This window comes from Curtobacterium sp. MCBD17_040 (assembly GCF_003234805.2).
Classification (GTDB): domain Bacteria; phylum Actinomycetota; class Actinomycetes; order Actinomycetales; family Microbacteriaceae; genus Curtobacterium.
On the sequence record NZ_CP126273.1, the window covers coordinates 760,417 to 783,336 of the forward strand.

Below are 22,920 nucleotides of genomic sequence, written 5' to 3' on the forward strand. Positions count from 1 at the left end.
CCGTGCACGTGCGTGCAGCGCGCGCGACCAAGGTGCCGCGCGACGCTGGTGCCGCTGCACGGCACACGAACGCGGAGGACGCACGATGAGCGACGCGGCACAGGCGGTGCGGACGCAACAGGCGCTCCGCGCCGCGCACCTGTACTACATGCAGGACCTGACGATGGAGGCCATCGCCGACGAACTCGGGACGTCCCGGTCGTCCGTCTCGCGGCTGCTCAAGTACGCCCGCGACACCGGGCTCGTCGACATCCAGATCCGGTCCCCGCTCGACCAGGCCGCGGCCCTGAGCCGTGCCCTGCGCACCCGGTTCGACGTGCACGCGCACGTCGTGCCCGTGCCCGACCACACGAGCGACGTCGACCGGCTCGAACGCGTCGCGCTCTCCGCCGCCCGGATCCTGACGCAGTACATCGACTCGAACATGGTGATCGGGATCTCGTGGGGCTCGACGGTGAGTGCGATCAGCCGGTACCTCGTGCCGAAGGCGACGCACGGCTCGACGATCGTGCAGGTGAACGGTGCGGCCAACACACGCACGACCGGCATCGTCTACGCCAGCGAGATCCTCCGCCGCTTCGGCGACGCGTACGGGGCGGTCGTCCAGCAGTTCCCGGTCCCCGCGTTCTTCGACGACCCGGCGACGAAGGCCGCGCTGTTCCGCGAGCGGAGCCTCCGCCCGGTGCTCGACCTGCACCAGCGCATGGACCTCGTGCTGTTCGGGGTCGGCTCGCCCCAGGCCCTCGTCCCGAGCCACGTGTACTCGGGCGGGTACCTCGACCCGGCCGACCGCGAGGAGCTCAAGCGCGACGGCGTCGTCGGCGACGTCACGACGGTGTTCTACCGAGCCGACGGTTCCTGGCGGGACATCGGCCTGAACGCCCGCGCCGGCGCGCCGGACCTCGACACCCTGAAGCGTGCGCCGCGGCGGATCTGCGTCGTCGCGGGGCGCTCGAAGGTCACGAGCCTCGAAGGGGCGCTGGCGGCCGGGCTCGTGACCGACCTCATCGTCGACGAGAGCGCGGGACAGGCGCTGCTCGGCTCCTGAGCGACGGGGAGGCCGATCGCCGAGGCCGGGCCACGGGGGACCCGTCGGGGGACACGGGCCGGGGGACGAACCCGGACGTGTTCCCAGCTGAGCGGGCGTAGGCATGGCGAGCTGTCCGACCACGCAAGGAGCCCTCCATGGCCGTCCTCGACGCTGCCGACGTCCTCACCCAGACCCCGATGCCGTACCCGGCACCGCGCGGGCCGCTCGGCGAGGCGATCCGCGCCGTGCTCACCGAGCGTCCGGACGCCGACCGATCCGCGCTCACCGCCACCGCCCGCCGCGCGATCGCCGACGCCGAGGACCTCATCCGCGACGACGACGTGCAGAGCAGCCTCTTCGTGCTCCAGGAGCTCGCCTACGGGGGCATCCAGGGTGTCGACGACCGCTTCGAGTGGGACCCGGACCTCCTCGCGGTGCGTGCCGTGCTCGAGGAGGCGTTCGAGGCCGAGCTCCGCCGCAGGGTGCCGATGCCCGAGCGACCCGAGCCGACCGCGGACGCCGTCGCGGCGGCCCTGTTCGCGATGACCTCCGCCGACTCGGGGCCGAGCCTCTCGCGCTACGTCGCGCGGAAGGCCACGCTCGAGCAGGTCCGCGACCTCCTCGTGAACCGGACGGTCTACACGCTCAAGGAGGCCGACCCGCACTCCTGGGCGATCCCGCGCCTGACCGGCCGCGCCAAGGCCGCGCTCGTCGAGATCCAGTCGGACGAGTACGGCGGGGGCCGGCCGAAGCGCATGCACTCCGCGATCTTCGCCCGCACCGTCCGTGCCGCCGGACTCGACGACTCCTACGGTGCGTACGTCGACGCCGTGTCGGCGCTGACGCTCGCGACGAACACGATGATGAGCCTGTTCGGGCAGCACCGTCGGTTGCGCGGTGCGACCGTCGGGCACCTGGCGGCGTACGAGATGACCTCGTCCATCCCCAACAAGCTGTACGGGGACGGTTTCCGGCGCCTCGGCTTCGACGAGGACGCCACGTGGTACTTCGACGAGCACGTCGAGGCCGACGCGGTCCACGAGCAGATCGCCGGGCGCGACCTCGCGGGCGGCCTCGTCGAGGCCGAGCCCGCGCTCCTCGACGACGTGCTGTTCGGCGCCGCCGCGTCGCTCACCGTCGACGGCTGGGCCGCCGCCGAACTGCTCGAGGCGTACCAGGCCGGGCGGTCCTCGCTCCGCGCGCCGGTGCAGGTGGCCGCGCCGTCCCTCCAGGCCGGATGAGCGCACGCGGCGGGGGTCCCCGTCCCGTCGGCCACGCCGCCGACGGCGGCGCGCGCCTGCCGGCCGAGTACGTCCTGCCGCTCCGGTGGGACGACGACACCGACCCGACGGAACTCGCCGCCTACCTGGCGCGCCTCGTCGGGGTCGTCGACGTCACCGTCGTCGACGGCTCGTCGACGGTCGCGGTCGAACGGCACCGCGCCGCGTTCCCGCCGGGGGTCCGGCTGCTGCCGCCACGGGACCGGGCCGGGAGGAACGGCAAGGTCCGCGGGGTCGTCACCGGTGTCGAGACGGCCCGGCACGAGGCGGTCGTGGTGGCGGACGACGACGTCCGGTACGACGAGCCCGCGCTCGCCCGCGTCGTCGCGCAGCTCGCCGACGCGGAGGTCGTCCGGCCGCAGAACCACTTCGACCCGTCGCCGTGGCACGCCCGCTGGGACACCGGCCGCACGCTGCTCAACCGCGCACTCGGGTCGGACTGGCCCGGGACGCTCGGCGTCCGACGCGGGGTGCTGCTCGCGACGGGCGGGTACGACGGGGACGTCCTGTTCGAGAACTGCGAGCTCGTCCGGACCGTGCTGGCCGTCGGGGGTCGACAGGTCCGCCTCGACGACTGCTTCGTCGCGCGCCGACCGCCGACGGTCCGGCACTTCCTGGGGCAGCGTGTGCGCCAGGCGTACGACTCGTGGGCGCAACCGCTCCGGCTCGCCCTGGAACTCGCCGTCCTGCCCGCGGCACTGCTCGCCGTGCGTCGACCGCGGCGGCTCGTGGCCGGGGCGATCACCGTGGTCGGGCTCGCCGAACTCGGCCGCCGCCGCGCCGGGGGGACCGCCGTGTTCGCGCCGACCGCGGCGCTGTGGTCGCCGCTGTGGCTCGCCGAGCGCGCGGTGTGCTCCTGGCTCGCCGTCGTCGCCCGGGCCCGCGGCGGCGTGCGGTACGCGGGCGAACGGCTCCCGCGCGCGGCCAGCCCGTTGCCCCTGCTCCGCCGACGCCTCGCCGGTGTCGGCTCCGTGACCGACACCCCGACGGAGGGACCCCGCCCATGACCCACGACCCCGACATCGAGATCGTCGCGTGCCCCGACGGCCCGCTCCTCGTGCGCGGCGACGTCCGCATCACGAACCCCGACGGCGAGGACCTGCCCCGCCGCCGACGCACGGTCGCGCTCTGCCGGTGCGGCAAGTCGATGCTCAAGCCGTACTGCGACGGGACGCACAAGATCATCGGCTTCCGGACCGAGCCGGAGCTGCCCGCCACGGACGTCGCGGCCGACCCGGTCTGACCGTCACCACGACGACAGCGGGCCCGCGACGATCGTCGCGGGCCCGCTGTCGTGCGTCCGGGGGTGTCAGCCCACGGTGCGGATGCGGTCGTCGCGGCGGCTGCGCGAGCGCGGCAGCACGAAGCCGAGCAGGATCATGCCGACGGCGAGCACGAGGTGCAGCCAGTTGTCGGCCGTGTTGAGCGGCACGAAGTTCGCCCCGCTCGTGTGGTTCGCGGTGAACAGGCCGTAGATCCAGAGGACGGCGTAGACGATGCCGCCGATGATCATGTACGCGCGCGAAGCACCGGCACCGCGGGCGGCGATGACACCGACGACACCGAAGGCCAGGTGCACGATGTTGTGGAGCACGGACACCTGGAACAGGCCGAGCAACATCGCCATCGAGCCTGATCCGGCACCGCTCAGCGAGCCGGTCGTGATCCCCGGGATGAACCCGGCGATCCCGACGACCAGGAAGACGATCCCGACGATCAGCGCGCCCTTCTGGACGGCGGTCGCGGCGTAGGGCGGGTGGGCGGAGGAGTCGGACATGGGAGTTCCTTCCTGATCAGCGCGGCATGGCCGGGTTGGTGGGATCGCCGTGTGACGGCGGGTTGATCGGCGGCCCGGAGGTCGCGGGGGTCACGCCGCCCCCGGGCACGCCGGCCTGGACCTCCGGCAGGTGGTCCGGCACGGAGCCGTGGGGTTCGGCGCCGGCGTCGAGGGCCTCGAGCCGGTGGCGCAGGACCTCGACGACCGGCAGGCGGTCGCCGTGGGCCCGTTCGTGGTCGAGCAGTGCCTGCAGGTCCGAGCGATCGAGAGCGACGATGCGTTCCCGGAGCGCCCCGAGCGGCACGTGGTCGAAGTCGGGGATCGCGAGTTCCTCGTTGGTCATCACTGGTCCTTCCCCTCGACGGCTCGTCGTCGAGTGGCCTGGACGGTACCCGGACCGGACTGCCCGGTCGCGCAGTGAACGGGGGACAGTCCGGCCGGGAGGCCCGCCACCGGTCGATCCTTCGGTGCACGCCCGTGCGGGGCGCCCGGGACCGAATCCACGAGCACGAGCAGCGCGTGCAACCGAACGATGTGCTGCTGTGACACGGCCGTTCGGGACGGATGCCTGAATGACCTCGACCCCGCGGGCCGCCGCGGGCACGACCACGAGGAGTCCCCATGCTGATCGGTGTCCCCACCGAGGTGAAGAACAACGAGTTCCGGGTCGCCGTGACCCCGGCGGGCGTCGCCGAGCTCACCCTGCACGGGCACCGGGTGCTCGTGCAGGCCGGCGCGGGCGCGGGCAGTGCCTTCGCCGATGACGAGTACGCGGACGCCGGTGCCGAGGTCGTCCCCGACGCCGCCGCCGTCTGGGGTGCCGCGGACATGGTGCTCAAGGTGAAGGAACCCGTCGCGAGCGAGTACCCGCTCATCCGGCCCGGTCAGGTGCTGTTCACCTACCTGCACCTCGCGGCGGACCGGGCGCTCACCGAGGCGCTCCGGACGTCCGGCGCCACGGCGATCGCGTACGAGACGGTGCAGCTGCCCGACCGGTCGCTGCCCCTGCTCTCGCCGATGTCGGAGATCGCCGGGCGGCTCGCCGCACAGGTCGGCGCGAACCAGCTCATGCGCACCGCGGGCGGTCGTGGCCTGCTGCTCGGCGGCGTGCCCGGGACCCCGAAGGGCCGCGTCGTCGTCATCGGCGGCGGGGTCGCCGGCGAACACGCGGCGGCGATGGCCCTCGGGCTCGGCGCCGAGGTCACCGTCATCGACATCGCGCTCCCGCGCCTCCGTGCCCTCGACGCGCGGTTCGACGGCCGCGTGACCACCCTCCGTTCGAGCAGCTACGCGATCGCCGAGGCCCTGCGTGACGCGGACCTCGTGATCGGCTCGGTGCTCATCCCCGGGGCCGCCGCGCCGAAGCTCGTGACCGACGCCATGGTCGCGGACATGCGCCCCGGCTCCGTGCTCGTCGACATCGCGATCGACCAGGGCGGTTGCTTCGAGGGCTCCCGGCCCACCACGCACGACGACCCGACGTTCGCGGTGCACGGCTCGATGTACTACTGCGTCGCGAACATGCCCGGCGCGGTGCCGCGGACGAGCACGATCTCGCTGACGAACGCGACCCTGCCGTACGCGGTCGCGATCGCCGACGCCGGCTGGGAGCGGGCGCTCGCCGCGGACCCGTCGCTCGCGAAGGGCCTCAACGTGCACGCCGGCGCCGTCGTCAACGCGGCCGTCGCCGCTGCGCACGGCCTCGAGGTCGCCACGGCCTGACCGCTGGGGCGTGGGTGGTCCGACCCAGCGCGAGCGGTCCCGTACGCTTCGGGGCGGAGGACCCATGCCCGTCGCGCTCAACACCGTCTTCGTCGACCAGATCGCCCCGATCTCCTCGACCTCGCTCGAGGAGACCTTCCGGATGGTGGCGGAGGACCAGGCCGCCGCGTGCCTCTGCCTCGACCACCCCACGCCCGAGGAGCTCGGGGACGTCGCCGTGGCGTTCGGGCTGCACGAACTGGCCGTCGAGGACTCCGCCCACGGGCACCAGCGGCCGAAGCTCGAACGCTACGGGGACACCCTGTTCACGGTGCTGCGTCCCGCCCTCTACGTCGACGCCGACGAGGTCGTCCGGTTCGGCGAGATCCACGCGTTCGTCGGCCCCCGCTTCTTCGTCGCCGTCGTCAAGGAGGACCCGCGCGGGTCCGTCGCCATCACCACCGCCCTCACCCGCCTGGCGCACAAGTCCGGCCTGGTCGGCGCGGGACCGCAGGCACAGCTCTGGGCCCTGTTCGACTCCATCGTCGACGGGTACCGTCCCGTGGCCGACGGGCTCGAGGAGGACATCAACCAGATCGAGGACCAGCTGTTCGCCGGCGTCGCGAACACGTCGCGACGCATCTACGAGCTGTTCGGCGAGGTCGTCGACTTCCAGCGCGCGACCCGGCCGCTCGTCGCCATGCTCGAGGCGCTGCACCGCGGCGCCGACAAGTACCACATGCCCCTCGAGCTCCAGCGGCGGTTCCGCGACGTGCTCGACCACGTCATCCGGATCACGGACCGCGCCGACACGTTCCGTGCGCTGCTCCAGAACGCGCTGACGGTCGACGCCACCCTGGCGGCGCAGAAGCAGAACGACGACACCAAGCGCATCTCGGCGTGGGCCGCGATCCTGTTCGCCCCGACGCTCATCGCCGCGATCTACGGCATGAACTTCACGAACATGCCCGAGCTGCACTGGCGGTACGGGTACCCCCTGTCGATCGTCGCGATGGTCGTGTTCGCGGTCGTCCTGTTCGTCGTGTTCAAGGTCAAGCGGTGGTTCTGACCGGAGCCGGGCCGCGCGCGCACTCCACGCCGCACTGGACCCTCCGCATCGTCGTCGTCACCGCGCTCGTCGGGGTCGCGGGGGGCGTCGCCGGCGTCAGCGTGTGGGTCGCGCTGCACCTCATCCAGGTCGTCGCGTTCGGGTTCCCGTTCCACACGGGGGACGAGGCGGCGGACGAGCCGGACGCCCTGCACCGGTTCCTGGCGGTCTTCGCCGCGGGCCTCCTGGCCGGGGTCGCGTGGTGGGCGCTCCGCCGGTGGGGCCGCCCCGTCGTCGCCGTGCAGGGCGCGGTCGACGGCCGGCACATGCCGTCGTTCGTCACGGTCGCGAACGCCGGGATCCAGATCGTCATCGTCGGACTCGGAGCCTCGATCGGCAAGGAGGTCGCACCGCGTGAGATCGGGGCCTGGCTCAGCCAGCAGATCACCGACCGTGCCGGGCTGACCCGCCGCGAGACGCGGATCCTCGTCGCCTGCGGTGCCGCGGCGGGACTCGCCGCCGTGTACGACGTGCCGCTCGGCGGAGCGCTGTTCGCCGTCGAGGTCCTGCTCGGTGAGATCACCTTCGCCACCGCCTTGCCCGCGTTCGCGACGAGTGCGATCGCCGCGCTCGTCGCCCGGGCCGTCGTGCCCGTCGAGACCCTCTACACGGTGCCGACGCTCACCCTGTCGCCGTCGCTCGTCGTGTGGGCGGTGCTCGTCGGACCGGTGCTCGGCTTCGCCGGGATCGGGTTCGTCCGCCTGACGAACCGGCTGCAGACCGCACGACCGCGCGGGTGGCGCGTCATGGTCGTCATGCCCGTCGTGTTCGCCGGTGTGGGAGCGGTCGCGATCTGGTTCCCCCAGGTCCTCGGCAACGGTCGCGCCCTCGGACAGGCGGCGTTCGGCACCCACCTGCACGACGCGGCGGTGCTCGGACTGGCCCCGGTCCTCCTGGTCGGCGTCCTGTCGCTGGCGAAGACCGCGACGACGACAGCGACCATCGGTGCCGGGGCCGCCGGTGGCACGCTCACCCCGTCGATCGCGATCGGTGCGACCGCGGGGGCGTTCCTCGGCGGCGCGTGGCTGCTCGTCTGGCCGGGGTCGGGGCTCGCCGCGTTCGCGTTCATCGGCGCCGCCGCGTTCCTGGCGACGACGATGCGCGCCCCGTTCACGGCGCTCGTCCTCGTCGTCGAGTTCACCGGGCAGGGGCCGACGATCCTCATCCCGGCGCTCCTGGCGGTCGGCGGTGCCGTGGCCGTCGGGTACGTCCTCGGGCGGCGTCGCCTGGTCGGGGTGGCGTAGCGCCGGAGCGGCCCACGGGTGCGCCGTTCGTGACAGCGGGGTCCTCGCTCGGCGCCGGGGCCGGCGCGGCCTACTTCCCGAGCGACGCGAGCAGGGGGAGCATCAGCCCGGCCACCCAGATGAGCACGAAGAGCAGGCCACCCAGGACGGTCAGGCGCCGCCAGCGGCGGGTCGGGAGGTCCGGGGTCGAGCCCCACATCTGCGACCGGGTGACGACCCGGTTGGCCTGCGCGACGACCCGCGCGACGTCCGGATCGGACGTGTCGAGCAGCCCGTCGGCCGCGTTCGTCGAGATCCGCTCGGCCTCCTCGAGCGGCATGGTCAGCCGGGGAGGTCGCTCGCGGCGGGCGACGCGTGCGGACCGCTCGTTGCGCATGGGCGTCCTCGTTCGTTCGGGGTGTGCCCCGAGTCTGCTCCGTACGGCGGGTGTCCGTCCAGGGCATCGCGCCTAGGATCGCGCGCATGGCCGGGTTCGATGACATCAGCAAGAAGGCCCAGGAGTTCCTGGGCAACGACAAGGTGAAGAACGCCCTCCGCAGCGAGCAGGCCGAGGGCCTCAGCGACAAGGTGCTCGACGCGGTGCAGGGCGCGGTGGACAAGGCCACCGGCGGCAAGTACAGCGACCAGCTCAAGGGCGCGCGGGACCAGGCCGACAAGCACATCGGCAAGGTCGTGGGGCCAGGAGGGGACGACCGGGGGCACGACGCGCAGGCGCACGGCGACCACGGCGTGGCGGGTCACGGGGGCCACGCGGCGCACGGCGCACCGGACCAGGAGCACGACGGCGGGCCGCACCACGGCGACGGATCGGGCAAGCACAAGGCCTGACCGCGGTCACCGACTGGACGGGATCCGGAACAGCGGGGACCATGGACGGGTCGCCCTCGGGTGACGACGTCGCCGGCACCGTGCCGAGCGACACCGCCCACCCGGGCGCCAGGAGGACCGCACCACCGTGACGACGACCGTGACCACCGCCCAGCTCACCGACCCCGAGGTCCGCGCCATCCGCGCCGACTTCCCGATCCTCGGTCAGGAGGTCGGCGGCGTCCCGCTCGTGTACCTCGACTCCGGGGCGACCGCGCAACGGCCGTCGCAGGTGCTCGACGCCGAACGGCGGTTCCTCGAGACGAGCAACAGCGCCGTCCACCGCGGGGCACACACGCTCGCCGCGCTCGCCACCGACGCGTACGAGGAGGCCCGGGCGACCGTCGCCGGGTTCATCGGCGCCGCTGCCGCGACCGAGGTCGTGTGGACCGCGAACGCCACCGACGCGCTCAACCTCGTCGCGTACGGCATGGGCAACGCGAGCCGGGGCCGGGGCGGGCCCGCGGCCGAGCGCTTCCGGCTCGCCGCCGGCGACGAGATCGTCGTCACGGAGGCCGAACACCACGCCGACCTCGTGCCGTGGCAGGAGCTCGCGGCCGCGACCGGGGCGACGTTCCGCTGGGTCCCCGTCGACGACGACGGTTGCTGGACCGCCGAGGACGCCGCCGCGGTGATCGGACCACGGACCCGTGTCGTCGCGTTCGCGCACGTGTCGAACGTCACCGGGATGATCGCGCCGGTCGAGCAGGTCGTCGCGCTCGCCCACGGCGTCGGCGCCCTCGTCGTGCTCGACGCCTGCCAGTCCGCACCCCACCGGCCGCTCGACGTCGGCGCCCTCGGGGTCGACTTCGCCGCGTTCTCCGGGCACAAGATGCTCGGCCCGAACGGCATCGGGGTGCTCTGGGGACGCCAGGAACTCCTCGACGCGCTGCCGCCGTTCCGCACGGGTGGGTCGATGATCACGACGGTCACGATGGAGCACACCGAGTTCATGCCCGCGCCCGAGCGGTTCGAGGCCGGGACGCAGCCGGTGTCGCAGGCCGTCGCGCTCGCCGAGGCCGTCCGCTACCTGCAGGGCATCGGGATGGACCGCGTGCGCGAGCACGAGGAGGCCCTCGCCCAGCGCCTCGTCGGAGGACTCACCGCGATCCCGGGCGTCCGCGTCGTCGGGCCCGGGGTGGGCGTCCCGCGGTCGGGACTGGCGGCGTTCGACGTGGACGGGGTCCACGCGCACGACGTGTCGCAGGTGCTCGACGCGCAGGGGTTCGCCGTCCGCGCCGGGCACCACTGCGCGCAGCCGCTGCACCGCCGACTCGGCCTCGTGGCCACGAGCCGTGCGAGCACGTACGTGTACACGACCGAGGACGAGGTCGACCGGTTCCTCGAGGCCGTCGCGGGCGTCCGCGGGTACTTCGGGCTGTCGGACGTCGACGGCCGGGCGGACGCCGGCGCGCCGGTCGAGGTCGGAGTGGACCGATGAGCGACGCGCTCGCGGGGCTCTACCAGCAGGTCATCATCGACCACGCGAAGGCCCGCACCGGCGAGGGTCCGCTGCCCGACGCGGACGCCGAGCACCACGAGCGGAACCCCACGTGCGGAGACGAGATCACCGTGCGGATCCGGCTCGAGCCCGGTACCGACCGCATCGCCGACCTCCGCTGGCAGGGCGCCGGGTGCTCGATCTCGATGGCATCGGCGTCCGTCCTCGCCGAGATGGCGCCGGGCCGGACCGTCGCGGAGTTCACGGCGCTCGCCGACGCGTTCCGGACCATGCTGCGGTCGCGGGGCGTGGGTGAGCCCGACGAGGAACTGCTCGGCGACGCGGTCGCGTTCCAGGGGGTCGCGAAGTTCGTCATGCGGGTCAAGTGCGCGATGCTCGCCTGGGTGGCCACCGAGGCGTCCGCGGAGCTGGCCGTGGCGCGCTGACCCGACCCGTCCCTCCCGGTCGTCCGGCCCGTCACACGAGGTCACACACCCGGCAGCGGGGTCGGGGGCGGCCGTAGCGTCGGAGCGTGACCGAACCCCAGGACGTCCGACGGATCCGCTTCAACGCGTTCGACATGAACTGCGTCGCGCACCAGTCCTCCGGGCTGTGGCGCCACCCGCGTGATCGTTCCCGCCACTACAACGACCTCTCCTACTGGACCGACCTGGCACGGCTGCTCGAGTCCGGGGACTTCGACGGGATCTTCATCGCCGACGTCCTCGGCACGTACGACGTGTACGGCGGATCGAACGAGGCCGCGTTGCGGACGGGGTCGCAGGTCCCCGTGAACGACCCGATGCTCCTGGTGTCGGCGATGGCGTCCGTCACCGAGCGCCTCGGCTTCGGCATCACCGCGGGGACGGCCTACGAGCACCCGTACCCGTTCGCCCGACGCATGTCGACGCTCGACCACCTGACGAAGGGCCGGATCGGCTGGAACGTCGTGACCGGGTACCTGCCGAGTGCGGCGCGGAACATGGGACAGACGGACCAGCTCGCGCACGACGACCGCTACGACGTCGCCGACGAGTACCTCGAGGTCCTCTACAAGCTGTGGGAGGGCTCCTGGGAGGACGACGCGGTGGTTGCCGACGCCGAGACCGGCGTCTTCACCGACCCCGCGAAGGTGCACCCGATCGAGCACCACGGCCGGCACTTCGACGTGCCGGGCATCCACCTGTCCGAACCGTCGGTGCAGCGATCGCCCGTGATCTACCAGGCCGGTGCGTCCCCCAGGGGGATCCGGTTCGCGGCCGAGCACGCCGAGGCGATCTTCGTCGGCGCGCCGACGATCACGCAGCTCGCGGCCACCGTGGGCAAGATCCGGGACGCGCTGGAGGCGGCGGGTCGCGACCGGTACGCCGCTCGCGTCTACACCCTGCTGACCGTGATCACCGACGCCACGGACGACCTCGCACGGGCGAAGTACGCGGACTACCTGTCCTACGCGTCCGAGGTCGGCGCCCTCGTGCTCAACTCCGGGTGGATGGGCGTCGACCTGGCGCAGTACGACCTCGACGAGCCGCTCGGCAACATCGAGTCGAACGCGATCCAGTCCGCGGCCGCGAACCTCTCGGCCGCGACCGGCGAGGACGGTTCGACGTGGACCGTCCGGGACATCGCGCGACGGACCGCGATCGGCGGGCTCGGCCCCGTCGAGGTGGGCAGCGGCGCGACGATCGCGGACCGCCTCCAGGAGATCGTGCGGGAGACCGACGTCGACGGCTTCAACCTCGCCTACGCGGTGACCCCCGGGACCTGGGAGGACGTCGTCGAGTTCGTCGTGCCCGAGCTCCGGGCCCGCGGGGCCTATCCGGAGGCATCCGGAGCGGGGTCGTTGCGCGACAAGCTGTTCGGCCGGGGCGACCGGTTGCCGGACGAGCACCGTGGCGCGTCCTACCGGGTGGGGGCGCGCGCGGCAGCCGTGTGACGGCGGGGGCCCTGTGCCTCCACGATCGCCCTCCGCGTCCATCCACCCGGCTCTCGTGGTGCACCGGCTAGCGTCGAGCTGAGCACGCCGACGGACAGCGCGTGCCGGACAGGAGCGCACTCGTGAGCGGAACAGGGACGTCCGTCGTCGTCATCGGAGGCGGGGCGAGCGCCGTGTACGTCGCGGTCGCGCTCCGCGAGCGCGCCGCCGCGCGGGACCTGCCCGCACCGGATGTGACGATCGTCGCGCGTGAGACGCCGATCGGTCGCGGGCTGGCCTACGGGCACGCCGAGGCGCACCACCGGCTCAACAGCCCTGCGGGCAAGATGAGCGTCTCCGCGGGTGACGCTGCGCACTTCGTCCGGTGGTGCGCCGACCACGGGTACGACGTCGCGCCGGGGGACTACGTCGAGCGCCGGCTGTTCGGTGACTACCTCGTCGATGTCGCGGAGCACCTCGTCGCCGACCACCCGGTGCACGTCGTGCAGGGCGAGGCGGTGGGCTGCACGACCGACGACGACGGCGCGCACGTGGCTCTCGCGGACGGCTCGACGATCGACGCCGACGTCGCCGTCCTCGCGCTCGGGAACCCGCCGCCTGCCACCTGGCCGACGGGAGCGGCGGTCCAGATCGACGACCCGTGGGCGTCCGGTGCGCTCGACCGTGTGCCCGACGGCTCGAGGGTCCTGCTCGTCGGGACGGGCCTGACGATGGTGGACGTCGCGACGTCGCTCGCCCGCCGGGAGGCCGGGATCACCATGACCGCGACGAGTCGCCACCTCCTGCTCCCGGCGGAGCACCTGTCGGCTCCGGTAGCGCCCGGGCCGGGCCTCGACCCGACCGTGTCGACGCTCGGCGGACTCGCCCACGAGCTCGGCGTACAGCTCCGTGCCGCCGTCGACGCCGGCACGCCGTGGCAGGCGGTGATCGACGGCATGCGCCCTCGGCTCATGGAGCACTGGACGGGGATGGACGAGGCCGACCGCCGCCGGTTCGTCGAGCACCTCGCGCGCCGGTGGGACGTCCACCGGCACCGCATGGCGCCGTCGGTCCACGCCGAGCTCCAGGGGCTCATCGACGGCGGCGTCCTCCGGTTCGTGGCCGACGCCGACCCCTCCGGGTTCGACGCCGTCGTGTTCTGCACCGGCCCCACCGCCGTGACGACACCCGGCTGGAGTCCCGTCGTCGATGCGCTGCTCGAGCGCGGGAGGATCCGGCCCGAGCCCCTCGGACTCGGACTCGACGCCGACTGGTCCGGCGCGGTCCGCGATGACCACGGCGACGTGGACGGACGGCTCCTGGCGATCGGGCACGCGCTGCGCGGGGCACTGTGGGAGACGACGGCGATCGGCGAGATCCGGATCATCGCGAACCGCGTCGCCGATCGGGCCCTCGACACGGTCGCGGCCGTCTCCGCCTGAGCGGGCCCGCTCACCGCTCCGCGAGGTCGCGGTCACTGCCGTTCTGGAGGGCACCAGAACGGCGACGACCGCGATCTCGCGGAGGGCCGTCGTGCCTCCAGTACCGTCGGCAGCATGACGGACCCGTTCGCGACCCTGCCGTTCCCCGTGATCGACGGCCACAACGACCTGCCGTGGGAGTGCCGGATGCGGCGCGGCTCGTCCGTCGAGGGCGTCGACGGGACCGCGCTCACGCTCCACACCGACCTGCCGAAGCTCCGTGCGGGCGGTGTCGTCGGCCAGTTCTGGTCCGTGTACGTCGACGTCGACGAGCCGGACCCCGTCCGCACGACGCTCCAGCAGATCGACCTGGTCCACCGCCTCGTCGCCCGCTACCCGGACGACCTCCGGCTCGCGCGCACGGCCGACGACGTCCGCGCGGCCGTCTCGGCCGGACGCATCGCGAGCCTGCTCGGAGCCGAGGGCGGGCACGCGATCGGCGACGACCTCGCCGTGCTCCGGACGTTCGCGCGGCTCGGCGTCCGGTACATGACGCTGACGCACACCGCGGACACGGCCTGGGCGGACTCCGCGACGGGGGAGCGCGCGCACGGCGGCCTGACCGACCGCGGGCGCGAGGTCGTCGCCGAGATGGAACGGATCGGCATGCTCGTCGACCTCTCGCACACGAGCCCCGACACCATGCGCGACACGCTCGACGTCGCCACCGCCCCGGTGCTGTTCAGCCACTCGTCGACGACCGCGGTGAACGACCACCCGCGGAACGTCCCGGACGACGTGCTCGCCCGACTCACCGACAACGGCGGAGTCGTCATGATCACGTTCGTGCCGGCGTTCGTCTCCGCGGCCTGGGCCGCGTGGGAGGCCGCGGACCCGGCGAGCCGCCCGGCCGACGGCCCGATCGTCACCGTGGCCGACGTCGCGGACCACGTCGACCACGCACGCCAGGTCGCGGGCATCGAGCACGTCGGGCTCGGGGGTGACTACGACGGCACGCCCGTCCTGCCCCCGGACCTCCGCGACGTCTCGCGGTACCCGGTGCTCGCCGACGAGCTCCGGCGGCGCGGCTGGTCGGACGACGACCTCCGCGCGCTGGCGGGCGGCAACGTGCTCCGGGTGCTCGGCGCGACGGACGCGGCCTTCGTCGCCGACTGACGCAGCGTTCGTCGCGAACCGACGACGGACGGACGGACGGGAGGTGCGGGGCCGGGTCCGTCAGAACGCGTAGCGGACGCGGCAGTACGGCATGGTCGCGGCGAGCAGCGTCGTGAACCGGTCCACCGCGGCCCGCTTCAGCTCCCGCCGGTACCGCACGTTCACGGCGCCGTTCTCGGACACCTTCGTCTCCTGCAGTTCGGGGCGCCACAGGACGTCCTCGGCCTTGGGGTGCCAACCGAGGTTCACCCCGTGCAGACCCTCGTTGTGGGTGAGCATGATGACCTCGCACGCCAGCTGCGCCTTCGTCCGCGGGGACAGGACGTCGTCGAGGTGCTCGAACAGCGCCTGCCAGTCCTGCTCCCACGTCGGTGTGAGGATCACCGGCGAGAAGTTGAGGTGGACCTCGTACCCGGCGTCGACGAAGTCGTCGATCGCCGCGATGCGCTCGGCCATGGGTGACGTCCGGATGTCCGTGAGCTTGGCCAGCTCGGCCGGCATGAGCGAGAACCGGACCCGCGTGCGTCCCATCGGGTCCCAGTCCAACAGGTCGCGGTTGACGTACTTCGTGGCGAACGACGCCTTGGCGGTCGGCATCATGCGGAACAGGTCGACGAGGTCGTGGACGTTCGCGCTCACCAGGGCGTCGGCCGAGCAGTCCGAGTTCTCGCCGATGTCGTAGACCCAGGCCTCCGGGTCGCACTGGTTCGGCTCGACCTTCGGCCCCTGCTTGGCGACATGGCGGGCGATGTGCCGTTGGATCTGCTCGATGTTCACGAAGGTGGTGATCGGGTTGCTGTACCCCTTGCGCCGCGGGACGTAGCAGTACGCGCACGCCATCGCGCACCCGTTCGCCGTCGACGGGGCGATGAAGTCGGCGCTGCGCCCGTTCGGTCGGGTGACCAGGGACTTCTTGACGCCGAGCACGAGGGCCTCGGTCTTGATCCGGACCCACCGGCGCACGTTGGTCTCGTCGCCGTGGACCTCCGGGATCTGCCAGTGCGACGGGACCTCGACGACCTCGGCGCCCGGCCACTCGGCGACGATCTCGGCCCCGCGCGGCATCGCGAGCGCGGCCGGCTCGGCGTAGATGCGTCGGACGTCGAGGAGCTGCCGCGGGGCGGTCGTCGTGGTGCCGGTCATCGCCTCCATCGTGGCCCCGACCACCGACACCACGCGAGGTCCGATCCGCACGCGCGGGGGCACCACGCGCGGTCGTCGTGCCCCGCCGCTGACCGCCGGTCAGCCCCGCGCGAGGTGCTGCGTCAGGAAGAGCGCGGCTCGGTCGAGCGCCCGGTCCGACTCGTCGAGCGTCCCGACGAACGTCTGGAACACGTGCGGCACGTCGGCGGTGACGTCGAGGACCACGTCGACCTCGGCCTCCACGGCCCGGGTGGCCAGGCGGACGGCGTCGTCGAGGAGCACCTCGTTCGTCCCGACCTGCAGGAGCATCGGCGGCAGGCCCGTCAGGTCGCCGACCACCGCCGGGGCGAGCAACGGCTGGTACGGGTCATGGCCCGCCAGGTAGAGCGCGCCGGTCCGGCGCATGCCGGCCGCGGTGAGGAACGGGTCGACGCCGTCCTTCGTGGTCATCGACGCACCCGTGCGGGTGTGGTCGAGTCCGGGCGAGAACGCGACGATCGCGGCGGGCGTCGGCAAGCCGGCGTCCCGGGCCGCGATGCTCGTCGTGACGCTCAGGCCGCCGCCCGCGGAGTCGCCCGCGAAGGCGATGGTCGCGGGGTCCTCGCCCTGGTCGACGAGGTCGCGGAAGGCCGCGACACCGTCCTCGATCGCGGCGGGGAACGGGTGCTCGGGCGCGAGCCGGTAGTCGAGCGAGACGGCTCGGGCCCCGGTCCGCAGGACGAGCTCCGTGGTCAGGGCCATCGCCGTGTCGGGGGAGCCGAGCAGCCAGGAGCCGCCGTGGAAGTACAGGATCGTCCCCGGACCGGCCTCACCCTCGGGTTCGACGAGGACCGCCGGGCGGCCGCCGAGTTCGACCGCGCTGCGCCGGACGCCGCCGGGGACCGGGAACCGGGCCATCAGCGCCGCGAAGTCGGCGCGCATCTCCTCGATCGATCCCGGTTCGTCCTCGTGCGCCGTCGCCCGCAGTGCCGTGTCCAGGTCCCGTCGTGCTGCTCTCGTCATGTCGTCCTCCTCGTTCGGAAACTGCATGCCGTGGCATGCATCGTAGACTGTATGCCATGGCAAGTACTTCGGCAACCGCCCGCCGCGCGGCGCTCTTCGACGACCTGGTGCGGTGCGAGACCCGCGTCTACAACGCCCTCACCGACCGGCTCCGCACCGAGCACGGCATCGTCGCGTCCCAGTTCGAGATGCTCCGGTACCTCCGGGCGCACCCCGATGCACGGGTCGGTGACGTCGCCCGCACCGTCGCCGCGGGGATCGGCGCGATCAGCAAGGGGGTCGACCGCCTGGAGGGCCGGGGCTGGGTCACGCGCGTCCCCAACCCGGTGGACGGCCGGTCCTCGCTCCTCCGGCTCACCGGGCGCGGGGCGGAGCTGGTCGCCGAGGCGGAGCGCACCTTCGACGCGCTGCTCGAGTCCCTCCTCGCACCGGTGCTCGACGACGACCAGGTCGCCGCGACGGGCGCGGCGCTCGCCGCGCTCCGGCGGTCGCTCGAGGCGGACCGCATCGGCGTCCCCGCGGGCTAGGGGCGCGCGACGAACCCGCCGCGCGCCCACGTGGCAGGCTCCGGAGCGTGACCGTCATCGCCATCGAAGAACACTGGACGACCCCCGACCTCCGCCAGGCCCTCGAACGGCTCCCCGGGGACCGTCGGGACGACAGCCTCGTCCTCAACGAGCACGGGGACACCCTCGCCCTGCTCGAGGACCTCGACGCCGCGCGCCTCGCCGTCATGGACGAGCAGGGGGTCGACCTGCAGGTCCTGTCCGTGGCCCCGCCCGCGACCGGACCACTCGACCCCGCCGACGCGGTGGCGACGAGCCGCGACCTCAACGACGCCGCGGCCGCCGCGGTCGCGCGCCGTCCCGAGCGCTTCCGTGCGATGGCGACGTTGCCGATGGCGGAGCCGAGCGCGGTCGTCGCCGAACTCGAGCGTGCTGCCGACCTCGGCTTCGTCGGGGCCATGGTCTACGGCCGCACGGGCGACGTCCCCCTCGACGACCCACGGTACGACGACCTGTTCGCCGTGGCGGCCGCCCGGGGCCTCCCGGTGTTCATCCACCCGCAGATCCCACCGCGGGCCGTGCGCGAGGCCTCCTACTCCGGCTTCGACCCGATGACCGACCTCGCGCTGTCGACCTTCGGGTGGGGCTGGCACCTCGAGGCCGCGGTGGCGGCGCTCCGTCTGATCGCCCGGGGCACGTTCGACCGGCACCCGGACCTCCAGATCGTCCTGGGGCACTGGGGCGAACTCCTGCTGTTCTGGGTCGACCGCATCCAGAGCCTCGCGCGCACCGCTGGGCTCGACCGCCCGGTGGTCGAGTACCTGCGGTCGAACGTGGTCGTGACGACGTCGGGCATGTTCAACCCCGCGCTCCTCCGGCACGCCCTGACCGTCACGTCGGTCGACCGCCTCGTGTTCTCGACCGACTACCCGTTCCAGCGGCCGACGCGCGCGGACGTCGAGCGGTTCCTCGCCGAGTTCGACTCGGACGCCGACCGCGAGGCGTTCACGAGCGGGAACGCACGGCGCGTGTTCGGGCTCGGCGACGACGTGGCGCGGTAGCTCCGCGGGAGGCCCGCCCTACGCCCGCGCGAACACGAGCGACGCGTTGTGGCCGCCGAAGCCGAACGAGTTGAGCAGGGCGACCCCGGTGTCGACCGTCCGCGGTGTCGTCGCCACGTCGACCTCGACCTCGGGGTCCACGGCGTCGACGTTCGTCGTCGGCGGGACCGTCCCGGTCCGCAGGGCCTCGACCACGGCCACCGCCCCGAGCGCGCCGGACGCCCCGAGCAGGTGCCCCGTCATGGACTTCGTCGACGTCACGACGGGGTGCGCCCCGACGGACGACAGGATCGCGCGTGACTCGTTGAGGTCCCCGAGCGGCGTCGAGGTCGCGTGGGCGTGCACGAACCCGATCTCGGACCCGGGGACACCCGCCACCCGCAGGGCGAGCGTCATGGTGCGGGCTTGGTTGTCCGGGTCGGCCTGGACGATGTCGTGGGCGTCGCTCGTCACGGCCGACCCGTCGAGCCACGCGAGCACCCGGGCGCCGCGTGCGCGGGCGTGGTCCTCGGACTCGAGCACGAGCATCGCCGCCCCCTCGCCGAGCACGAAGCCGTCGCGGTCGGCCGCGAACGGCCGGGAGGCACGGCTCGGGTCGTCCTGCCGCCGCGACAACGCGCGGGTCTGGGCGAGCGCCGCGAGCGTGAGGCCTTCGACGCAGGCCTCGGTGCCGCCGGCGAGCACGACGTCGGCCGCGCCGGACGCGATGAGCATCCGCGCCTGCCCGAGGGCCTCGGTGCTGGACGCGCACGCGGACACGGGCGCACTGGCTCCGCCGCGGGCGCCGATCGCCATCGAGAGCCAGGCCGCCGCGCCGTTCGCCATCATCATCGTGACGGTGTGGGGGAGCACCTTCCGGGATCCCGACCGCTCGAGCGCGTGCTGCTGCTCGATGGTCGAGTGCAGGCCGCCGATCGCGGTGCCCACGACCACGGCGGCGCGGTCCCGGTCGTCGTCGGTGAGGGGGCCGTCGTACCCGGCGTGGGCCCACGCCTCCCGGCCGGCGACCATGGCGATCTGCTCCGCGCGGTCCATGCGCTTCGTCTCGCGCACCGTCAGGTGCGCGCCGAGGTCCGCGTCGACGCGCGCACCGATGCGGACCGACAGCTCCGCCGCCCAGTCGTCCTCGATCAGGGCGACACCGGAGCGACCGGCGAGGAACGCCGCCCAGGTGCTCGGGGCGTCGGCGCCGACGGGGGAGACGGCGCCGAGGCCGGTGACGGCGACGCGGGTGCTGGTCATGCGGTCCATCCTCGCAGCGGGTCCGGGGGTCGAATCGGTGGAGGTCCCACCACGGTTCGGCGACCGGACGGTGGTGATCCTCCAACGAGCGGTCCGCCGTGTTCGGAGCCGCGGCTAGGCTCGACGGGTGCAGGCGATCGTCATCGAGCGGCTGGACGGTCCCGACGCGGCGGTCGTCCGAGACGTCCCGGAACCCGGACACCACCACCACCGTGCGGGCGGCGTCCGGGTCGTCGTCGAGGTCCGTGCGGTGGGCCTGAGCGTCATCGACGTCCTGCAGAGCCGGGGCCGCTACCAGTACGGCACGCCCACCCCCTACGTGCTCGGCAGCGAGATCGCGGGTGTCGTGGTCGAGGCGGACCCGGCGAGTGGCTTCGCGGTGGGCGACCGCGTCGGCAGCATCGTGTTCTGGGGCGGCATGGCCGAGCGGGCGGTCGTCGCGCCGGACTACACGGCGAAACTCCCCGACGACATGTCGTTCGTTCAGGGGGCGGCGGTGTACCTCAACTACTCGACCGCCTGGTTCGCGCTGCACCGGTCGGGCGTCCGTCCGGGAGGCACGGTGCTCGTCCACGGTGCGGCCGGCGGCGTCGGGACAGCCCTGCTCGACCTCGCCGACGCCTTCGGCGTCCGCGCGATCGCGGTCGTCTCGTCGGACGACAAGGCGGAGCTCGCGCGCCGGGCGGGTGCCCACGAGGTCATCCGGTCGGACGGCCCCTGGAAGGACGACGTCCTGCGCCTGACCGACGGCCACGGGGTCGACGCCGTGCTCGACCCCGTCGGCGGCGACCGCTTCACCGACTCGCTGCGGGCGCTCCGCACGGGTGGGATGCTCGTCGTCATCGGGTTCGCCGGCGGTTCGATCCCCGAGGTCCGGGTGAACCGGCTGCTCCTGCGGAACCTGTCCGTCACGGGGATCTCGATGGACACCATGGACGCCGAGTACCCCGGCACGCTGCGCATGGTCCGCGACGCCGTGCAGGACCTCATGGCGGCGGGACGGATCCACCCCGTCGTCGGGCGTGTGTTCCCGTTCGTCGAGGCCGCCGAGGCGATGCGCCTCATCGAGTCCCGCGACGCCCTCGGCAAGGTGGTCGTCACCGGCCCGTGACCGGACGGGCGGGGACCGCCCTCCTGGTAGCGTGCTGAACGGCAGTGACACGGTGTCGACCCGAACGACACCGGCTGCCAGGTGGACCGGAACGGTGGTGGACCTTGGCACGTGGACCAGCGGACGGTGAGCGGCGCGATCCCTACTCGCCGACCCTCCTCGAGGGCGATCGGATCCTCGTGACCGGCGGCGGGTCCGGCCTGGGCAAGGCGATCGCCGGCGCCCTCGTCGCCCACGGGGCCGAGGTCGTGCTCTGGGGCCGCCGCCGTGCCGTGCTCGACGCCGCCGCGAGCGAGATCGCGATGCTCGGTGACCCGTCGCGGATCGTCGTCGACTCGGTCGACGTGCGTGACGCCGAGGCCGTCGACGCCGCGGTCGACCGGATGCACGCCGGGGGTCGTCCCCTCACCGGGCTCGTCAACGGCGCCGCCGCGAACTTCATCGCCCCGACCGAGTCGCTGTCCGCACGCGCGTTCGCCGCGGTGACCTCGACGGTGATCAACGGCTCGTTCCACGTCACGCACGCCGTCGGTCGCCGATGGATCCGCGAGGGCCTCCCCGGCGCCGTCGTGTCCCTCCTGACCACGTGGGTCGAGACCGGTTCGGCCTACGTCGTGCCGTCGGCGATGTCGAAGGCCGCCGTGAACGCGATGACGATGTCGCTCGCCGTCGAGTGGGCGCACTACGGGATCCGGTTGAACGCCGTCGCGCCCGGTCCGGTGCCGACGGAGTTCGCCTGGGACGTCCTCGACCCCGGGGACAGCTCGGTCATCGGGGCCACCGACGTGCGCGGCGTCCCCGCGGGCCGGTTCGGGCGCCCCGATGAGGTCGCGAACCTCGTCATGTTCCTGCTGTCCGACGCGTGTGACTACCTGACCGGCGAGACGATCGCGATGGACGGCGGGCAGCGGCTCGCCGGACCGTCGACGTTCTCGGACCTCACCCACCTCACCGCGGACGACTGGGCCGCGATCCGCGCTCGGGGCAAGGCCGCTGCGGCTGCGACGAAGGCGCAGCAGGCGGAGGGCGCCGGGGCCGAGCAGCGGTAGGGGCGGTCACTGCCCGGTGAACTCCGGCGGGCGTCGGTTCAGGAAGGCGTCGAGCGCCTCGGCCATGTCCGCCGTCCGGGACAGCAGCGCCTGTCCTCGGCTCTCGTACTCGACCGCCGCGGCGTACGACCCGATCTCGAGGTTGTGCTGCAGCGCTCGCTTCGAGAACCGGACGCCCGACGGCGAGTTCCCCACGATCGCGGCCGCGGTGGCCAGCGCCTCCTCGAGCAGGGACTCCGCCGGGACGACGCGGGACACGAGTCCGATCCGCTCCGCCTCGGCGGCGTCGACCGCGCGACCGGTCAACGTGATCTCCGCGGCGCGGCCCGACCCGATCACGCGTGGGAGGAGCCAGGACAACCCGAGATCACCGGCGGACAGGCCGATCCGGACGAACGACGCGACGAAGGTGGCCGTGGGGGAGGCGAGTCGGATGTCCGCCGCGAGGGCCAGCGAGAACCCGCCACCGGCGGCCGGACCGTTCACCGCCGCGACGACGGGGATCGGCAGGGACCGGAGGCCGACGAGCGCGCGTGCCGCGGCCTCCTGGCGGGCGAGCATCCCCATGGCGGTGAGCTGCGGGAGCTCCTTCGCCTCGTCGAGGTCGTAGCCGGACGAGAACCCCCGGCCGGCGCCCGTGAGCACGAGCACGCGGACGTGCTCGTCGCGGGCGAGCGATGCGGCGAGCTCCTCGAGCTCGGCGAACATCCCGACCGTGATCGCGTTGAGCCGCTCCGGGCGGGACAGCGTCGCCAGGACGACGCCCGGTGCGGGGCGGGTCACGACGACGGTGGGCTGGTCGGCGGTCACGGTGCTCCTCGGTTCGGCGGGCGCGGCGCCCGCCGA

At 73.3% G+C, this 22,920-nt stretch carries 24 protein-coding genes; 17 read left to right on the top strand and 7 right to left on the bottom strand.

Annotation, left to right across the window (positions count from 1 at the left end; translation table 11 throughout):
* Window positions 1-85 precede the first annotated feature (85 nt).
* The 4 genes from DEI94_RS03645 (at window position 86) to DEI94_RS03660 (ending at window position 3,553) form a co-directional block, all read left to right on the top strand.
* Complete coding sequence (locus DEI94_RS03645) at window positions 86-1,048, top strand: sugar-binding transcriptional regulator (protein WP_111009993.1); 963 nt, start codon at window positions 86-88, stop codon at window positions 1,046-1,048.
* Between the two features lie 137 nt (window positions 1,049-1,185).
* Entirely contained in the window at window positions 1,186-2,271 is a 1,086-nt protein-coding gene (locus tag DEI94_RS03650; protein ID WP_258368558.1) for an iron-containing redox enzyme family protein, read from the top strand.
* Entirely contained in the window at window positions 2,268-3,317 is a 1,050-nt protein-coding gene (locus tag DEI94_RS03655) for a glycosyltransferase family 2 protein (RefSeq protein WP_111026451.1), read from the top strand. Before DEI94_RS03650 ends, DEI94_RS03655 begins: the two co-directional genes overlap by 4 nt.
* Entirely contained in the window at window positions 3,314-3,553 is a 240-nt protein-coding gene (locus tag DEI94_RS03660) for a CDGSH iron-sulfur domain-containing protein (protein WP_111009989.1), read from the top strand. The genes DEI94_RS03655 and DEI94_RS03660 overlap by 4 nt, the downstream gene beginning before the upstream one ends.
* Before the next feature lie 66 nt (window positions 3,554-3,619).
* Here the strand turns inward: DEI94_RS03660 and DEI94_RS03665 are convergent, their stop codons facing one another.
* Window positions 3,620-4,087: a DUF4383 domain-containing protein gene (locus tag DEI94_RS03665; protein WP_111009987.1), complete on the bottom strand. Its 468-nt coding sequence runs from the start codon at window positions 4,085-4,087 to the stop codon at window positions 3,620-3,622.
* A 16-nt stretch (window positions 4,088-4,103) separates the two neighbouring features.
* The gene (locus DEI94_RS03670) at window positions 4,104-4,430 is read right to left on the bottom strand and encodes a DUF8129 domain-containing protein (protein ID WP_111009985.1); all 327 of its coding nucleotides are present in this window, start codon (window positions 4,428-4,430) and stop codon (window positions 4,104-4,106) included.
* Window positions 4,431-4,708: 278 nt separating this feature from the next.
* Between DEI94_RS03670 and ald the strand changes: the two genes are divergently transcribed.
* The 3 genes from ald (at window position 4,709) to DEI94_RS03685 (ending at window position 8,140) form a co-directional block, all read left to right on the top strand.
* A complete protein-coding gene (ald, locus tag DEI94_RS03675; RefSeq protein ID WP_111026449.1) occupies window positions 4,709-5,809 on the top strand; it encodes an alanine dehydrogenase in 1,101 nt (366 codons plus the stop codon).
* Window positions 5,810-5,873: 64 nt separating this feature from the next.
* Entirely contained in the window at window positions 5,874-6,857 is a 984-nt protein-coding gene (locus DEI94_RS03680; RefSeq protein ID WP_111009981.1) for a magnesium and cobalt transport protein CorA, read from the top strand.
* Window positions 6,848-8,140 carry a chloride channel protein gene (locus tag DEI94_RS03685; RefSeq protein ID WP_258377989.1) on the top strand — a complete coding sequence of 431 codons (1,293 nt, stop codon included), beginning with the start codon at window positions 6,848-6,850 and terminating at the stop codon, window positions 8,138-8,140. Before DEI94_RS03680 ends, DEI94_RS03685 begins: the two co-directional genes overlap by 10 nt.
* Window positions 8,141-8,210: 70 nt before the next feature.
* Here the strand turns inward: DEI94_RS03685 and DEI94_RS03690 are convergent, their stop codons facing one another.
* Window positions 8,211-8,516 carry a hypothetical protein gene (locus tag DEI94_RS03690; RefSeq protein WP_111009979.1) on the bottom strand — a complete coding sequence of 102 codons (306 nt, stop codon included), beginning with the start codon at window positions 8,514-8,516 and terminating at the stop codon, window positions 8,211-8,213.
* Window positions 8,517-8,602: 86 nt separating this feature from the next.
* On the opposite strand from DEI94_RS03690, the gene DEI94_RS03695 reads away from it, so the two are divergent.
* From DEI94_RS03695 to DEI94_RS03720, 6 genes are all read left to right on the top strand, one after another.
* Window positions 8,603-8,968 (top strand): Rv0909 family putative TA system antitoxin, encoded by a 366-nt coding sequence (locus DEI94_RS03695; RefSeq protein WP_111013816.1) that lies wholly within the window; start codon window positions 8,603-8,605, stop codon window positions 8,966-8,968.
* 127 nt (window positions 8,969-9,095) lie between these two features.
* Window positions 9,096-10,448, top strand: a complete 1,353-nt coding sequence (locus tag DEI94_RS03700; protein ID WP_111026448.1) for a SufS family cysteine desulfurase — start codon at window positions 9,096-9,098, stop codon at window positions 10,446-10,448.
* Complete coding sequence (sufU, locus tag DEI94_RS03705; RefSeq protein WP_111026447.1) at window positions 10,445-10,894, top strand: Fe-S cluster assembly sulfur transfer protein SufU; 450 nt, start codon at window positions 10,445-10,447, stop codon at window positions 10,892-10,894. The genes DEI94_RS03700 and sufU overlap by 4 nt, the downstream gene beginning before the upstream one ends.
* 86 nt (window positions 10,895-10,980) lie before the next feature.
* Entirely contained in the window at window positions 10,981-12,384 is a 1,404-nt protein-coding gene (locus DEI94_RS03710; protein ID WP_258377988.1) for an LLM class flavin-dependent oxidoreductase, read from the top strand.
* A 122-nt stretch (window positions 12,385-12,506) separates the two neighbouring features.
* On the top strand, window positions 12,507-13,805 hold the full coding sequence (locus DEI94_RS03715) for an FAD/NAD(P)-binding protein (RefSeq protein WP_181441772.1): 1,299 nt from the start codon (window positions 12,507-12,509) through the stop codon (window positions 13,803-13,805).
* Window positions 13,806-13,919: 114 nt separating this feature from the next.
* Window positions 13,920-14,960, top strand: a complete 1,041-nt coding sequence (locus tag DEI94_RS03720; RefSeq protein WP_111026445.1) for a dipeptidase — start codon at window positions 13,920-13,922, stop codon at window positions 14,958-14,960.
* A gap of 60 nt (window positions 14,961-15,020) precedes the next feature.
* Here DEI94_RS03720 and DEI94_RS03725 read toward each other — a convergent pair whose 3' ends face one another.
* A complete protein-coding gene (locus tag DEI94_RS03725; protein ID WP_111026507.1) occupies window positions 15,021-16,103 on the bottom strand; it encodes a spore photoproduct lyase family protein in 1,083 nt (360 codons plus the stop codon).
* 99 nt (window positions 16,104-16,202) lie between these two features.
* The gene (locus DEI94_RS03730) at window positions 16,203-17,105 is read right to left on the bottom strand and encodes an alpha/beta hydrolase (RefSeq protein ID WP_111026506.1); all 903 of its coding nucleotides are present in this window, start codon (window positions 17,103-17,105) and stop codon (window positions 16,203-16,205) included.
* 56 nt (window positions 17,106-17,161) lie between these two features.
* Between DEI94_RS03730 and DEI94_RS03735 the strand changes: the two genes are divergently transcribed.
* Both DEI94_RS03735 and DEI94_RS03740 read left to right on the top strand, forming a co-directional pair.
* Window positions 17,162-17,632 (top strand): MarR family winged helix-turn-helix transcriptional regulator, encoded by a 471-nt coding sequence (locus tag DEI94_RS03735; RefSeq protein ID WP_111026444.1) that lies wholly within the window; start codon window positions 17,162-17,164, stop codon window positions 17,630-17,632.
* 47 nt (window positions 17,633-17,679) lie between these two features.
* A complete protein-coding gene (locus tag DEI94_RS03740; RefSeq protein WP_111026443.1) occupies window positions 17,680-18,672 on the top strand; it encodes an amidohydrolase family protein in 993 nt (330 codons plus the stop codon).
* Window positions 18,673-18,690: 18 nt separating this feature from the next.
* Here the strand turns inward: DEI94_RS03740 and DEI94_RS03745 are convergent, their stop codons facing one another.
* Window positions 18,691-19,914, bottom strand: coding sequence for a beta-ketoacyl-[acyl-carrier-protein] synthase family protein (locus DEI94_RS03745; RefSeq protein WP_111026442.1), 1,224 nt, complete (start codon window positions 19,912-19,914; stop codon window positions 18,691-18,693).
* 127 nt (window positions 19,915-20,041) lie between these two features.
* Here DEI94_RS03745 and DEI94_RS03750 point away from each other — a divergent pair, with 127 nt between their 5' ends.
* Both DEI94_RS03750 and DEI94_RS03755 read left to right on the top strand, forming a co-directional pair.
* Window positions 20,042-21,025 carry an NADPH:quinone oxidoreductase family protein gene (locus tag DEI94_RS03750; protein WP_111026441.1) on the top strand — a complete coding sequence of 328 codons (984 nt, stop codon included), beginning with the start codon at window positions 20,042-20,044 and terminating at the stop codon, window positions 21,023-21,025.
* Between the two features lie 104 nt (window positions 21,026-21,129).
* Window positions 21,130-22,074: an SDR family oxidoreductase gene (locus DEI94_RS03755; RefSeq protein WP_111026440.1), complete on the top strand. Its 945-nt coding sequence runs from the start codon at window positions 21,130-21,132 to the stop codon at window positions 22,072-22,074.
* A 6-nt stretch (window positions 22,075-22,080) separates the two neighbouring features.
* Here the strand turns inward: DEI94_RS03755 and DEI94_RS03760 are convergent, their stop codons facing one another.
* Window positions 22,081-22,884 carry an enoyl-CoA hydratase/isomerase family protein gene (locus DEI94_RS03760; protein ID WP_111026505.1) on the bottom strand — a complete coding sequence of 268 codons (804 nt, stop codon included), beginning with the start codon at window positions 22,882-22,884 and terminating at the stop codon, window positions 22,081-22,083.
* Window positions 22,885-22,920 lie beyond the last annotated feature (36 nt).

What these genes read in the sequence shown, in the direction of transcription:
- DEI94_RS03645 (WP_111009993.1), top strand. Translation starts at nt 86, where the DNA reads ATGAGCGACGCGGCACAGGCGGTGCGGACGCAACAGGCGCTCCGCGCC.
- DEI94_RS03650 (WP_258368558.1), top strand. Translation starts at nt 1,186, where the DNA reads ATGGCCGTCCTCGACGCTGCCGACGTCCTCACCCAGACCCCGATGCCG.
- DEI94_RS03655 (WP_111026451.1), top strand. Translation starts at nt 2,268, where the DNA reads ATGAGCGCACGCGGCGGGGGTCCCCGTCCCGTCGGCCACGCCGCCGAC.
- DEI94_RS03660 (WP_111009989.1), top strand. Translation starts at nt 3,314, where the DNA reads ATGACCCACGACCCCGACATCGAGATCGTCGCGTGCCCCGACGGCCCG.
- DEI94_RS03665 (WP_111009987.1), bottom strand. Translation starts at nt 4,087, where the DNA reads ATGTCCGACTCCTCCGCCCACCCGCCCTACGCCGCGACCGCCGTCCAG.
- DEI94_RS03670 (WP_111009985.1), bottom strand. Translation starts at nt 4,430, where the DNA reads ATGACCAACGAGGAACTCGCGATCCCCGACTTCGACCACGTGCCGCTC.
- ald (WP_111026449.1), top strand. Translation starts at nt 4,709, where the DNA reads ATGCTGATCGGTGTCCCCACCGAGGTGAAGAACAACGAGTTCCGGGTC.
- DEI94_RS03680 (WP_111009981.1), top strand. Translation starts at nt 5,874, where the DNA reads ATGCCCGTCGCGCTCAACACCGTCTTCGTCGACCAGATCGCCCCGATC.
- DEI94_RS03690 (WP_111009979.1), bottom strand. Translation starts at nt 8,516, where the DNA reads ATGCGCAACGAGCGGTCCGCACGCGTCGCCCGCCGCGAGCGACCTCCC.
- DEI94_RS03695 (WP_111013816.1), top strand. Translation starts at nt 8,603, where the DNA reads ATGGCCGGGTTCGATGACATCAGCAAGAAGGCCCAGGAGTTCCTGGGC.
- sufU (WP_111026447.1), top strand. Translation starts at nt 10,445, where the DNA reads ATGAGCGACGCGCTCGCGGGGCTCTACCAGCAGGTCATCATCGACCAC.
- DEI94_RS03720 (WP_111026445.1), top strand. Translation starts at nt 13,920, where the DNA reads ATGACGGACCCGTTCGCGACCCTGCCGTTCCCCGTGATCGACGGCCAC.
- DEI94_RS03725 (WP_111026507.1), bottom strand. Translation starts at nt 16,103, where the DNA reads ATGACCGGCACCACGACGACCGCCCCGCGGCAGCTCCTCGACGTCCGA.
- DEI94_RS03730 (WP_111026506.1), bottom strand. Translation starts at nt 17,105, where the DNA reads ATGACGAGAGCAGCACGACGGGACCTGGACACGGCACTGCGGGCGACG.
- DEI94_RS03735 (WP_111026444.1), top strand. Translation starts at nt 17,162, where the DNA reads ATGGCAAGTACTTCGGCAACCGCCCGCCGCGCGGCGCTCTTCGACGAC.
- DEI94_RS03745 (WP_111026442.1), bottom strand. Translation starts at nt 19,914, where the DNA reads ATGACCAGCACCCGCGTCGCCGTCACCGGCCTCGGCGCCGTCTCCCCC.